Source organism: Dactylosporangium sp. NPDC051087 (assembly GCF_055586325.1).
Genome location: NZ_JBVJIJ010000036.1, coordinates 1 through 12,181, shown reverse-complemented (window position 1 = coordinate 12,181; position 12,181 = coordinate 1). Strand labels below are relative to the sequence as shown.

Annotated in this window: 12 protein-coding genes and 1 tRNA gene; 9 read left to right on the top strand and 4 right to left on the bottom strand. The window is 71.3% G+C overall.

The window, feature by feature from the left end:
* Positions 1 to 27: 27 nt before the first annotated feature.
* On the bottom strand, positions 28 to 531 hold the full coding sequence (locus tag ACZ6TV_RS46605; RefSeq protein ID WP_465306536.1) for a hemerythrin domain-containing protein: 504 nt from the start codon (positions 529 to 531) through the stop codon (positions 28 to 30).
* Between the two features lie 50 nt (positions 532 to 581).
* Here ACZ6TV_RS46605 and lysX point away from each other — a divergent pair, with 50 nt between their 5' ends.
* From lysX to ACZ6TV_RS46570, 7 genes are all read left to right on the top strand, one after another.
* Positions 582 to 3,830, top strand: coding sequence for a bifunctional lysylphosphatidylglycerol synthetase/lysine--tRNA ligase LysX (gene lysX / locus ACZ6TV_RS46600; protein WP_465306534.1), 3,249 nt, complete (start codon positions 582 to 584; stop codon positions 3,828 to 3,830).
* A 38-nt stretch (positions 3,831 to 3,868) separates the two neighbouring features.
* Positions 3,869 to 4,597, top strand: coding sequence for an IclR family transcriptional regulator (locus ACZ6TV_RS46595; RefSeq protein ID WP_465306532.1), 729 nt, complete (start codon positions 3,869 to 3,871; stop codon positions 4,595 to 4,597).
* Between the two features lie 36 nt (positions 4,598 to 4,633).
* Positions 4,634 to 5,116: a cation:proton antiporter regulatory subunit gene (locus tag ACZ6TV_RS46590; RefSeq protein WP_465306530.1), complete on the top strand. Its 483-nt coding sequence runs from the start codon at positions 4,634 to 4,636 to the stop codon at positions 5,114 to 5,116.
* A 7-nt stretch (positions 5,117 to 5,123) separates the two neighbouring features.
* On the top strand, positions 5,124 to 6,299 hold the full coding sequence (locus ACZ6TV_RS46585; protein ID WP_465306528.1) for a cation:proton antiporter: 1,176 nt from the start codon (positions 5,124 to 5,126) through the stop codon (positions 6,297 to 6,299).
* Positions 6,300 to 6,423: 124 nt separating this feature from the next.
* On the top strand, positions 6,424 to 7,134 hold the full coding sequence (locus ACZ6TV_RS46580) for a hypothetical protein (protein WP_465306526.1): 711 nt from the start codon (positions 6,424 to 6,426) through the stop codon (positions 7,132 to 7,134).
* Between the two features lie 105 nt (positions 7,135 to 7,239).
* Positions 7,240 to 7,668 carry a MarR family winged helix-turn-helix transcriptional regulator gene (locus ACZ6TV_RS46575; protein ID WP_465306524.1) on the top strand — a complete coding sequence of 143 codons (429 nt, stop codon included), beginning with the start codon at positions 7,240 to 7,242 and terminating at the stop codon, positions 7,666 to 7,668.
* A gap of 2 nt (positions 7,669 to 7,670) precedes the next feature.
* On the top strand, positions 7,671 to 9,365 hold the full coding sequence (locus ACZ6TV_RS46570) for an MFS transporter (RefSeq protein WP_465306689.1): 1,695 nt from the start codon (positions 7,671 to 7,673) through the stop codon (positions 9,363 to 9,365).
* A 92-nt stretch (positions 9,366 to 9,457) separates the two neighbouring features.
* On the opposite strand, the gene ACZ6TV_RS46565 is transcribed toward ACZ6TV_RS46570, so the two are convergent.
* Positions 9,458 to 9,586, bottom strand: a tRNA-OTHER gene (locus tag ACZ6TV_RS46565).
* A gap of 149 nt (positions 9,587 to 9,735) precedes the next feature.
* On the opposite strand from ACZ6TV_RS46565, the gene ACZ6TV_RS46560 reads away from it, so the two are divergent.
* Both ACZ6TV_RS46560 and ACZ6TV_RS46555 read left to right on the top strand, forming a co-directional pair.
* On the top strand, positions 9,736 to 10,044 hold the full coding sequence (locus tag ACZ6TV_RS46560; RefSeq protein WP_465306522.1) for a hypothetical protein: 309 nt from the start codon (positions 9,736 to 9,738) through the stop codon (positions 10,042 to 10,044).
* 314 nt (positions 10,045 to 10,358) lie between these two features.
* Positions 10,359 to 11,078 (top strand): VOC family protein, encoded by a 720-nt coding sequence (locus ACZ6TV_RS46555; protein WP_465306521.1) that lies wholly within the window; start codon positions 10,359 to 10,361, stop codon positions 11,076 to 11,078.
* Between the two features lie 53 nt (positions 11,079 to 11,131).
* On the opposite strand, the gene ACZ6TV_RS46550 is transcribed toward ACZ6TV_RS46555, so the two are convergent.
* On the bottom strand, positions 11,132 to 11,656 hold the full coding sequence (locus ACZ6TV_RS46550; RefSeq protein WP_465306519.1) for a tyrosine-type recombinase/integrase: 525 nt from the start codon (positions 11,654 to 11,656) through the stop codon (positions 11,132 to 11,134).
* Complete coding sequence (locus tag ACZ6TV_RS46545; RefSeq protein WP_465306517.1) at positions 11,653 to 12,048, bottom strand: site-specific integrase; 396 nt, start codon at positions 12,046 to 12,048, stop codon at positions 11,653 to 11,655. The genes ACZ6TV_RS46550 and ACZ6TV_RS46545 overlap by 4 nt, the downstream gene beginning before the upstream one ends.
* Between the last annotated feature and the right edge of the window lie 133 nt (positions 12,049 to 12,181).

Below are 12,181 nucleotides of genomic sequence, written 5' to 3'. Positions count from 1 at the left end.
AGGTCCCCGGTTCGAAACCTGATATGCCTAGCTGTTGTCGCGGATGTACTGGGCGGGGTCCTTGTCGCGGAACGTGAGGCCCTTGCCGCTGGGGTGCTCGCCGTAGAAGGTCAGCCACTGCGCGCCGAGCGACACCCGCAGTTGCATGCCGGCGTGCTTGCGGAAGTCGGGCAGGACCTCGTCCTCCTCCTCGGTCAGATGCTCGCTGTTCTCGGTCCGCGCCTCCCACACGGCCTTCCACCAGCCGTCGGAGCCGACGTCGTGGGCGCGGGCCGCCTCGATCGCGTCGCGGATCTTGTTGTGGTCGCGGATCGCGTCGTCGGTCTCTTCCTCGGCGTCCTCGGAAGGAGCACGCTTGAGCAGGTGCGGGTACAGGATCCGCTCCTCCGCCTCGGCGTGGATCTCCAGGTGCAGGGCCAGGGACTCCCACACGGCGGTGAGCTGCTCCTCGCCGCGGGCGTCGTCGAGACGGGCGAACCCCCGGCGGAACGCGGCGTGATCGTCCAGGATGAGCGCGGTGATGTCGTCCATGCAGCCATCATCACCCGGTGCGGATGTTCTGAAACCAGGCAGGCGATGATGTGCCGGTGAAGACGCTTCGCGACAGGCTCCCGGACTGGTTCGCGGGCGGGCTGCTGGCCGTCGCCGTCCTCTGCGCGGTCGCCGCCGTCTCCGCGGCGCTCGGCTCGCGGGTCCACCCGGTGCGGGTCACCGTCGACGCGCTGCTGCTGCCGGCGCCCGCGAACCTCGGCTACGCCGCGACCCTGGCCACCCTCGCCGCCGCCGTGCACAACCGCAAACGCGTCACCTACTGGATCCTGCTGCTGTTCCTCGGCGCGCAGGCGCTGTTCGACGTGTTCGTGCTGCTCGGCGGCGCGGAGCGGGGCGAGGAGGCACGGGAGCTGCGGCTGCCGTGGCACGGCGCCGCCGCCGGGCTCGCCAACGTGCTCATCACCGCGGTGCTGCTGGCGCTGCTGTGGCTGGCCCGCGCCGGGTTCTCCGCCCGCGTCCAGCGGGCCAGCCTCGCCAAGGCCCTCGCCACCCTCGGCGCGCTGCTCGTCGCGTTCACGCTGCTCGGCTGGGGGCTTGTCGAGCTGTTCCCCGGGTCGCTCGGCCCGGGGACGGGACGCCTGGCCTACAGCGTGAAGACCGTCCTCGGCGGGGCGTTCGGCTTCGACGTCGGCCGGCACGGCAGGGCCCCCGGCTGGGTCAACCTGATCCTCGGCGCGTTCGGCGCCCTCGCCCTGTTCTCGGCGCTGTTCGCGCTGCTGCGCTCGCAGCGGGCCACCGCCTCGCTGGACGCCGACGAGGAGCGGCGGGTCCGGCAGCTCCTGGCGGCGAACGGCCGCCGCGACTCGCTCGGCTACTTCGCGACCCGCCGGGACAAGGAGGTCGTGTTCTCCCCCACCGGTCGCGCCGCCGTCACGTACCGGGTCGTCTTCGGCGTCTCCCTGGCCAGCGGCGACCCGCTGGGCGAGCCCGACGCGTGGCCGCCGGCGATCGAGGCGTGGCTGCGGGAGGCCCGCGACTACGCGTGGACCCCGGCGGTCATGGGCGCCGGTGAGGAGGGCGCGACCGCGTACGCCCGCGCCGGGCTGCGGGTCATCGAGCTCGGCGACGAGGCGATCCTGCACGTGCGCGACTTCGACCTCGAATCGCCCCGGCTCCGGCAGGTCCGGCAGGCCGTGCACCGCGTCGAGCGCGCCGGGTACACCGTCCGCATCCGCCGGCACGCCGACATCGGCACGCAGGAGATGGCGCGGATCATCGAGCTCGCCGCCCGCTGGCGCGACACGGAGACCGAACGCGGCTTCTCGATGGCGCTCGGCCGGCTCGGCGACCCCAACGACGGCCGCTGCGTCCTCCTCGAGGCGTACGACCGCGACGGCCGCGAGGTCGCGCTGCTGTCGTTCACGCCGTGGGGCGCCGACGGGCTGTCCCTGGACCTCATGCGCCGCGACCGGGCCTCGGACAACGGCCTCGTCGAGCACATGGTCGCCACGCTCATGCGGGAGGCGCCCCGGCTCGGCGTCGAACGGGTCTCGCTGAACTTCGCCGTGTTCCGCGCCGTGTTCGAGGAGGGCGCCAGGATCGGGGCGGGACCGGTGCTGCGGCTGTGGCGGGCGCTGCTGCTGTTCGCGTCGCGCTGGTTCCAGCTGGAGTCGCTGTACCGCTCCAACGTCAAGTACAACCCGCAGTGGCTGCCGCGGTTCCTGTGCTTCGAGGACGTCCGGGACCTCGCGAAGGTCGGCCTCGCGTCCGCGGCCGCCGAGGGGTTCCTGGTCGTGCCGAACCTGCGGACCCTGCTGCGGCGGGGCACGCCACCGGCCGACGACGGGCCGCGGGAGCTGATCGCGGTCGAGGCGCCGCCGGAGGGCAAGCCGCTGCCGGAGCAGGTCCGGGTGCGCCTGGCCAAGCTCGACGCGCTGCGCCGGGCCGGCGTCGACCCGTATCCGCCGGGATTCGGCCGCACCCACGACCTCGCCGGCATCCGCGCCGCGCACGCGGACCTGCCGCCGGACACCCGCACCGCCGAGCGGGTCAGCGTCGCCGGGCGGGTGGTGCGGCTGCGCGACCACGGCGCCCTGTGCTTCGCCACGCTGCGCGACTGGTCCGGCGACCTGCAGGTCATGATCAGCGGCGACCCGTCGTTCGCCGCCACGGTCGACCTCGGTGACCACGTCGGTGTCCGCGGCTGCGTCGGTACGACGAAACGCGGCGAACTGTCCGTGCTCGCCGAGGACTGGCGGCTGACCGCGAAGTGCCTGCACCCGCTGCCGGACAAGCATCGCGGGCTCGCCGACCCGGAGGCGCTCGTCCGGCAGCGGCACGTCGACCTGATCGTCAACGCCACGCCCCGCGACATGGTGCGGCTGCGCTCCGCCGTCGGGTTCGCGCTGCGCACCGCTTTGCACGGCCGCGACTTCGTCGAGGTCGAGACCCCGGTCCTGCAACGGGTGCATGGCGGCGCCAACGCCCGGCCGTTCGTCACCCACTCCAACGCCTACGACATGCCGCTGTTCCTGCGGATCGCGCCGGAGCTGTACCTCAAACGCCTGGCCGTCGGCGGTGTCGAACGGGTCTTCGAGATCGGCCGGAACTTCCGCAACGAGGGCGTCGACGCCACCCACAACCCCGAGTTCACGATGCTGGAGGCCTACGAGGCGTACGGCGACTACACGACCATGCGGGTCCTGGCCCGTGACCTGATCCTCGCCGCCGCGACCGCCGGTCCGGGTCCCGTGCTGCGCCGCGGGTCCGTCGAGGTCGACCTCCGCGACGAGTGGCCCGTGGTCCCGGTGTACGAGGCGGTGTCGCGGGCGGTCTCCGCGGCGGTGACGCCCGGCTCGGCGGCGGAGGACCTGCGGGCCCTGGCGGACCGGCACGGCATCGCGTGGCAGGACGGCTGGACGCACGGCCAGCTCGTCCTGGAGCTGTACGAGCACCTCGTCGAGGGCGCCACGGTCCGGCCCACGTTCTACACCGACTTCCCCGTCGACGTGTCGCCGCTGACCCGGCAGCACCGCGACGACCCGCGCCTCGCCGAACGCTGGGACCTCGTCGCGTTCGGGATGGAGCTGGGCACCGCGTACACCGAGCTGGTCGACCCCGTCGAGCTGCGGGCCCGGCTGACCGCCCAGTCGCTGCGCGCCGCCGCCGGCGACCCCGAGGCGATGTCGCTCGACGAGGACTTCCTCGACGCGTTCGAGTTCGCGATGCCGCCCAGCGGCGGGCTCGGCCTCGGCGTCGACCGGCTCGTCATGCTGCTGACCGGCCGGACGATCCGCGAGACGCTGCCGTTTCCGCTCGTGAAGAATAATTCTGGTTGAGATGTTTGAAGCTCGCGCGATTGGGAAACCCGGACCTAATGCCCATCACTGATGAGAGCCCGACCCTCGATGTGCTCGAGCGCCTGGCGGCCGCCACGGACCGGGTGACCTTCGAGTCGCTCCTGCGCCAGCTCGGGCTTCCCGAGGGGGTGCTCCGCGGCAGGCTGCGCAGCCTCGTCGAGCGCGGCTGGGTCGTCGCCGAACCCGACGACAGCTACGCGATCGGGGTCGGCGCGCTGCGCCCGGGCAGTGCCTACCTGCTGACCGACCGCACCGTCCGGCTGGCCGCGCCGCTCCTGGCGCAGCTGCGGGACAGGCTCAACGAGGCGGTGCGCCTGGTGCGGCTCGACCCGCCCGGCATCGTCTGCATCGCCAGCCGGGAGGCGCCGCAGGACACCGCCGGCTCCGCGGTCGGCCGGCGGATGCCCGCCTACGCCACCGCAAGCGGCAAGGCCATCCTCGCCGGGCTGCCCCGGGACCGGGTCGTCGCCCTGCTCGACCTCGGCGTCGTCGCCCACACCAGCGAGTCCGTCGTCGACCGGGCCGCCCTGTTCGAGGAGCTCGCCGAGACGAGGGCGCGCGGCTGGGCGTACGAACGCGGCCAGTTCCAGCCCGGCGTCGGCTGCGTCGGGGCGGCGGTCCCCGGCACCAGGGACGCGATCAGCGTCGGGGTGCCGCTCGCCCGGCTCACCGACGAGCACGCCGTCGAGATCGCCGTGAACCTCGTACGCACCACGGAGGAACTCGGCGAGGCGCTGCGCCGCTGACGCTCTGACAGAGATCCATATCCGGTACGATGGGGTATGAACGTCGAGCGCACCGACCTCCCCGGCATCGGCACGAGCCACGTGGTGACCACCGCAAGGGGACGCCGCATCGGCATCGTCTCCCACCGCAGCGGGCGGCGCGACCTCGTCATCTATGACAAGGAAGACCCAGATACCAGCGTGGTCTCCGTGGCCCTGTCCGCGGAGGAGTCCAACACGGTCGCCGAATACCTCGGCACCGCGCGCATCGTCGAGCACCTCGCCGAGCTCCAGCGGCAGGTGACCGGGCTCGTCACCGAGCAGCTGGTGATCGCCCCCGGCTCGCCGTACGACGGCCGCACCCTCGGCGACACCCAGGCGCGCACCCGCACCGGCGCGTCGATCGTCGCCGTGCTCCGCGGCGGAAACGTGCACGCCAGCCCCCGCCCCGACTTCGGCCTGCGGGCCGGCGACCTGATCGTCGTCGTGGGCACCGCCGCCGGCACAGAGGGCGTCGCGACGCTCCTCACCGACGGATAGGGGCGCCGTGCATCACGACACGATCCTCATCGAGCTCGGTGCGGTCATCCTCGCCCTCGGCCTGCTCGGCGCCCTGTCCCTGCGGTTCTCGATCTCCCCCATCCCCCTGTACCTCCTGGCCGGGCTCGCGTTCGGCGCCGGCGGCGTCCTGCCGCTGACCACCAGCACCGAGTTCATCTCGGCCGGCGCGGAGATCGGCGTCATCCTCCTGCTGTTCACGCTCGGCCTGGAGTACACCGCTCCGGAGCTCGTCGGCACGCTGCGGTCCTCCGCGCCCGCCGGCCTCATCGACCTCGTGCTCAACGCCGCGCCGGGCGTCGCGGCCGCGCTCATCCTCGGCTGGGGACCCGTCGCCGCCGTCGCGATGGGCGGCATCACGTACGTGACCTCCTCCGGCATCACCGCGAAGGTCCTCGGCGACCTCGGCTGGCTCGGCAACCGCGAGACGCCGGTCGTGCTGTCGCTGCTGGTGTTCGAGGACCTGATGATGGCGCTGTACCTGCCGATCCTCACCGCGCTGCTGGCCGGCGTGGGCCTGCTCGGCGGCACCGCCACCCTCGCGATCGCCGCCGCGACGATCAGCGCCATCCTGCTCGTCGCGCTGCGCTACGGGCACATCGTGGAGCGGTTCGTCGCCTCCGACAGCGACGAGGTGCTGCTGCTCAAGGTCCTCGGCCTCACCGTGCTCGTCGCGGGCGTCGCCGAGCTGCTGCAGGTGTCCGCGGCCGTCGGGGCGTTCCTCGTCGGCATCGCGCTGTCCGGGCCCCTCGCGCACACCGCGCGGGAGCTGCTGACCCCGCTGCGGGACCTGTTCGCCGCCGTGTTCTTCGTCTTCTTCGGCCTGCAGACCGACCCGCGGGCGCTGCCGCCGGTCCTCGGCATCGCGGCGCTGCTCGCGCTCGCCGGCATCGTGTCGAAGATGGCGACCGGATGGCTCGCCGCCCGCCGGGCCGGGGTCGCGATCACCGGCCGGGTCAGAGCCGGCGCCGCGCTGCTGCCGCGCGGCGAGTTCAACATCGTCATCGCCGGCCTCGCGGTCGCCGCGGGCACCAACGCGAAGCTCGGCCCCCTCGCCGCCGCCTATGTGCTCATCCTCGCCGTCGCCGGGCCGCTCGTGGCGCGCGCCGCCGAGCCGCTCGTCCGCCTGTACCTGCGACGGCGGGCCAAACCTGCGACGACGTAACGGCTGACAAGTCTGCCCGAAATACGGAATTTCCTCCAACTGTCCGCCTTTGTGCAGGTCACCGTGTTTGGCTCTGCGCGGAGGTTGCCACGGCAGCGGAGCCGTGGCGGACAGGGGGATCACCATGTTGAAGACCCGCATGCTGCCGGTGGTCGGGGCCGCCGCACTGCTCGCGACGCTCATCAGCGCGCCGCCGGCGTCGGCCGCCGGGGCAGGCAAGCCCGGCGGCTCCGGCACCGCCGGCATGGCTGGTTCGTCGGGGAAGAAGGCCGCGCCCGCGGCCATGTGCAAGGAGCTGACCACCGACGGCGGCTTCGAGCAGCCGAAGGTCAAGGGCGCGGACTGGATGCTGTTCGACGAGGACGACGTGCCCGGCTGGCGCACCGACGACCCGGACGGCCAGATCGAGATCTGGCGCAGCGGCATGGACGGCGTGCCGGCCCGCTTCGGCAGCCAGTTCGCCGAGCTCAACGCCACCGGCTCCGGCAACTCGATCTACCAGGACATCAAGACCAAGCCGAACACGAAGATCTACTGGTCGTTCTGGATCCGCGCCCGGGACACGTCCGACGCCAAGGACGTCGACGCGACCCAGATCCACTTCGGCCGCACGCCGAGGAACGACGGCAGCGTCAACGGGGTCGGCTCGACGTTCGCGTACATGAACACGGCCACCGACGTGTCGTGGCGGCGGCTGTCCGGCTGGTACCAGACCAGCGCCAACCAGACCTCGACCCGCGTCACCCTGACGGCGGTGGAGAGCGCCTCCACCGACGAGGGCATGGGCAACCTGGTCGACGGGCTCACCATCGTCGACAACAAGAAGTGCATCTGACCGTTTCCGCGGTCTTCGGGGGGCGTCACCTTTTCGGGCGGCGCCCCCTTTTCCTGTGACCTGATACATAACGAGCTTTTATAAGCGAGTGATACAACTTGGGGTATGCCTCTTTCGTCCCCGCCGGCGCTCGACGCCGCGCAGCTGGCGACCGCGGTCGAGCGGCTGTTCAGCCTGATGCGGCAGGGCAACCCGCCCAATGACGTGAGCCTGACGGCCGCGTCCACCCTGCGCCGGCTGGAGCGGGAAGGGCCACGGCGGCTCACCGAGCTCGCCGCCGCCGAGGGCGTCACCCAGCCGGCGATGACCCAGCTCGCGCAGCGCCTGGAGCGCGACGGCCTCGCCGAGCGCACCACCGACGCCACCGACGGCCGGGTCGTCCTCGTCCGCGTCACCAGGGCCGGCCGCGACCTGCTCGACCGCCGCCGCGCCGTGCGCGCCGCGCACCTCTCGGCGCTGCTCGCCGACCTGCCCTCCGACGACCAGGCACTGATCGCCGCCGCACTGCCCGCGCTGGAAAGGCTCGCACCGTGACCATGCTTGCTCTGCGAGGCGCACTGACGAGTGGCACCGACCACCCGCACTACAAGTGGGTCGCGCTGTCCAACACCACGCTCGGCATGCTCATCGCCACGATCAACTCCTCGATCGTGCTCATCTCGCTGCCCGCCATCTTCAACGGCATCCACCTCGACCCGCTCAGCCCCGGCAACGTCAGCTACCTGCTGTGGATGCTCATGGGCTACATGCTGGTCAGCGCCGTCCTCGTGGTCACCCTGGGCCGCCTCGGCGACATGTACGGCCGGGTCCGCATCTACAACGCGGGCTTCGCGCTGTTCACGGTCACCTCGGTCGCCCTGTCCCTCGACCCGTTCGACGGCGGCGGCGGCGCCCTGTGGCTCATCGGCTGGCGCGTCCTGCAGGCCGTCGGCGGCGCCATGCTCATGGCCAACTCCGCCGCCATCCTCACCGACGCGTTCCCCGCCGCCCAGCGCGGCATGGCCCTCGGCGTCAACATCGTCGCCGGCATCGCGGGCTCGTTCATCGGCCTCGTCCTCGGCGGCCTCCTCGCCGAGTGGAACTGGCGCGCCATCTTCTGGGTCAACGTCCCCATCGGCATCATCGGCACCCTGTGGGCCTACCGCTCCCTGCACGACACCGGCCTGCGCCGCCCCGGCCGCATCGACTGGTGGGGCAACCTCACGTTCGCCGTCGGGCTCACCGCGCTGCTGGCCGGCATCACGTACGGGATCCAGCCGTACGGCGGCCACAGCCAGGGCTGGACCAACCCGTGGGTCCTCCTCGGCCTCTTCGGCGGCGCCCTGATCCTGGCGCTGTTCGCCTGGATCGAGACCCGCGTGAAGGACCCGATGTTCCCGCTCGGCCTGTTCAAGATCCGGGACTTCGCCTCCGGCAACATCGCGGGCCTGCTCGCCTCGATCGCCCGCGGCGGCCTGCAGTTCATGCTCATCATCTGGCTGCAGGGCATCTGGCTGCCCCTGCACGGGTACCGCTACGAGGAGACCCCGCTGTGGGCCGGCATCTACCTGCTGCCGCTCACCGTCGGCTTCCTCGCCGCCGGCCCGATCGCGGGCCACCTCTCCGACAAGTACGGCCCCCGCCTCTTCGCCGCCGGCGGCCTCCTCGTCATGGCCCTGTCCTTCGGCGGCCTGCTCATCCTGCCGACCGACTTCAGCTACTGGGCCTTCGCCGCCCTCGTCTTCCTCAACGGCCTCGGCGGCGGCCTCTTCGCCGCGCCGAACACGTCCCTGGTCATGTCCAGCGTCCCCGCCCACCTGCGCGGCGCCGCCTCAGGCATGCGCGCCACCTTCCAGAACGCCGGCATGGTCCTGTCCATCGGCGTCTTCTTCTCCCTCATGGTCGCGGGCCTGTCCACCTCGCTCCCCTCGACCCTGGACGGCGGCCTGACCGCTCAGGGCGTGCCGGCCCCGGCGGCACACACCATCGCGAACCTGCCACCGGTGGGAACGCTGTTCGCGGCGTTCCTCGGCTACAACCCGATCGCCGCGCTGCTCGGCCCCAACCTGCTGGGCCAGCTCCCCGCCGCGAACGCCGCCACCCTCACCGGCCGCGAGTTCTTCCCGCACCTGGTGTCCGGCCCCTTCCACGACGGCCTTGTCATTGTGTTCTGGCTGGCGATCGCCATGTCAGTCGTCGGCGCCCTGGCCTCCCTGGTCAAGAGCGCCGCCCGCGAACGCGTCGCCGGGTAAACGCCACGGGCCCGGCGGCCCCCGGCGGACGGGCCGGCACCTCTGTGGGGAGGTGCCGGTCCGTCCGCATTAAGAGCTGATCAGGAAGCCGGCGGACCGGAGGGGATTCGAACCCCCGGTGGGGCATGGCACACCAGCGGCCCCACGCACCTTTTGAGCCGCCCGTGCGTGCCCGGCCTTCGACTCTGGGCGCTGCGATAACCCGGCTCTGCCACCGGTCCACACGCAGTATGGTTCGCCCTCGCCGAGCAGGCAGGCGGGTTTTCCGACGGCACTGCAGGCCGCCTGCGACTCCCGGCGTTGCGGCCCTTCCTGACATCATGGCCCGCTGCACGCCCTCGCCGGCCGGCAAGCACGCGAAGATGGTCGGGTGAAGGCGATCTACCCGGACAACGGCGAGGGCGACCCGGATGCCGTACCCGGCGTGTGCCCCGACACCAAAGGCACGGCCGACGTCCGGTCACTCACGCTTGAAGTCGACGGAGAGCTGTTCGCCCTCAGCCCGAACGCCTTCGGAGGCACCGATTACGCGTGGCTGAGCGGACCGAACCCCGGCTACGGATTCGGCGTGAGTCCGACCCCGGACCTGTCGCTCGACGAGCACTCGGAGATCATCCGCGACTTCCTGGCCCAGATCGACCCCGCCACTGGATACATCGAAGACGACCTCACTCCTTGACGTCGCATCCGGCTGAACCGCGGGCAACCCGGCACGTCCACTGGTCACAGCACGCGTGCACAGCCGCAGCAATGACGAGCCCGAACAATCCGCGAACCGTGCCTGGGAGCGCAGCGGCCGCCCCAGCGGCCGCGCACAATCAGCGGCAGATCCGGGCGCCTGATCTTGGCGAGCCGTACGGCAGCCAGGAAGGCACCGCCGACGGCTCGGCTCGGCGGTGTTGCGTTCAGGGGCATCAGCCGATCGGATGGCTGAAGGCGACGATCGGCTATTTCCATGTGCGGCGGGTACCCTGCGGCGCTTAGGAAGGAGGCATGGCCAGCGAGGTGACTGTTCCCCTGCTGCCGTGCGCATCCGTTGACGACATCGAAGCCTTCTACGGAGTTCTCGGTTTCCGCACCACGTACAAGCAACGCAAGCCCAACGCGTGTGTGGGGGTGCAGCGGGAAGACCTGCAGCTGCAGTTCTTCGAGATCGCCGGGTTCGACCCGGAGCAGTCCTATGGCTCCTGTCTCGTGCTCACCGCGGACATCGAGGGACTGCACCGGGCATTCGCAGCCGGCATGCGCGCCGCGTACGGCAAGGTACTGGTGTCCGGAACGCCGCGGATGACCCGGCCCAGGGCGCGGAAGAACGCCGACGGGGTGGGCGGATTCAGCGTCATCGACCCGGGCGGCAACTGGATCCGCGTCTTCCGGAACGCCGCCACCGCGCCTCTGCCGGACACTACGCCGGCCGGGCGGCTGGCCAAGGCCCTGGCGAATGCTGTCGTGCAGGCCGATTCCAGGGGAAGCGTCGGACAGGCCGTTCGGATCCTCGACAGCGCGCTGGCCCGCCCGCACGCCGGCGACGACCCGGTCGAGCTGGTGGAGGTCCTGGTCTACCGCGCCGAACTCGCGATGGTGCTGCACGACCCAACGACCGCGGCCGAGATGCTGGCCCGCGCCCACTCCGTCACGCTCACGAAAGACGAAACCGAAAGGGCAGCATCCGCATTCGACAACGCCACCGAACTCGCAACAGCACTGCGGTGACTCACCATACGAACGCCTCTCTCATCTCGGCAAAGTCGTGAGCCGCCCCATGGTCATGTGCCTGAGGCCATGTAAGCCGCGAGGATGTAGTTCGGGTGCCGGTCGAGGTTGTTGCGTGCGCGGTCGTACCGCATAGTGGTTCGTGGGTCGGCGTGGCGGGCGGCGATCTGGACGTCGCGGAGGCTGACGCCGGCGTCGAGCATCGTTGTGACGAATGTGTGGCGCAGCATGTGCGGGTGCATCCTTGGCATCCGGACGCCGGCAGTCGCCGCCAGGTGTTTGAGGCGGCGGGTCGCGGCGTGCCGGTCCATGCGGGTGCCGACGGTGCTGCGCAGGATCGGCCCGTCGGTGCGGTCATCGACGGCGCGTTCGATGGCTCGGGCGACGGCCGGCGGTAGCGGGATGAGCACGACCCTGCCGCCCTTGCCCCGCACCCGCAGGACGCGGTGACCATGTTCTTCGCCGAGATCGCTGATGCTGGCCGCGCAGGTTTCGAAGATCCGCAGTCCGAGTAGGCCGAGGAGCGCGATCAGGGCGAAGTCGTTCGGGTTGGTCGACAGCCGTGCCGTGGTGATCAAGGCCTCGAACTGCAGGTGCCCGAGTCCGAGGGTCGGTGACTCCGCGGGCACGGTGGGCCGGCGGACGTAGTCGGCTGGTGAGTGGGCAGGATGCTGTCGATGACGCAGGTCCGGTAGAAGCCGACCACGACCGACAACCGCCGCGACACCGTGGACGGTTGGTACTGGCGCACATCCTGTAGCCAGCGCAGGTACCGCTCAATGTCCACCCGGACCGCTGCGAGCGGTTCAAGGTCTTGGTCGGCGCACCAGCGCAGGAAGACCCGCAGGTCCGACTCGCTGTGCAGCCGGGTCTGACCGCGGTAGCGGCCGAGGTATGCGGCGGTCGCCGCACGCAGTACGAGCTCGTTCGGGGACCCGCCGCTGACGGCTGGGACGGTGATGGCAGCCATACATCACCGTGCGTCAGCCGCAACGATGAACACCAGTGCGCTCGCCGCGGCAGATGAGCATGTGTTCAGAGGTGTTAGAGGCGCTCCACGCGGTCGGCCTGCGGGCCCCGGTCGCTCTGACGCACGGTGTACC

Coding starts and splice junctions, on each gene's coding strand:
- ACZ6TV_RS46545 (WP_465306517.1), bottom strand. CDS start 12,048: ATGGCTGCCATCACCGTCCCAGCCGTCAGCGGCGGGTCCCCGAACGAG.
- ACZ6TV_RS46570 (WP_465306689.1), top strand. CDS start 7,671: ATGCTTGCTCTGCGAGGCGCACTGACGAGTGGCACCGACCACCCGCAC.
- ACZ6TV_RS46555 (WP_465306521.1), top strand. CDS start 10,359: ATGGCCAGCGAGGTGACTGTTCCCCTGCTGCCGTGCGCATCCGTTGAC.
- ACZ6TV_RS46580 (WP_465306526.1), top strand. CDS start 6,424: ATGTTGAAGACCCGCATGCTGCCGGTGGTCGGGGCCGCCGCACTGCTC.
- ACZ6TV_RS46590 (WP_465306530.1), top strand. CDS start 4,634: ATGAACGTCGAGCGCACCGACCTCCCCGGCATCGGCACGAGCCACGTG.
- ACZ6TV_RS46605 (WP_465306536.1), bottom strand. CDS start 531: ATGGACGACATCACCGCGCTCATCCTGGACGATCACGCCGCGTTCCGC.
- ACZ6TV_RS46595 (WP_465306532.1), top strand. CDS start 3,869: ATGCCCATCACTGATGAGAGCCCGACCCTCGATGTGCTCGAGCGCCTG.
- ACZ6TV_RS46575 (WP_465306524.1), top strand. CDS start 7,240: ATGCCTCTTTCGTCCCCGCCGGCGCTCGACGCCGCGCAGCTGGCGACC.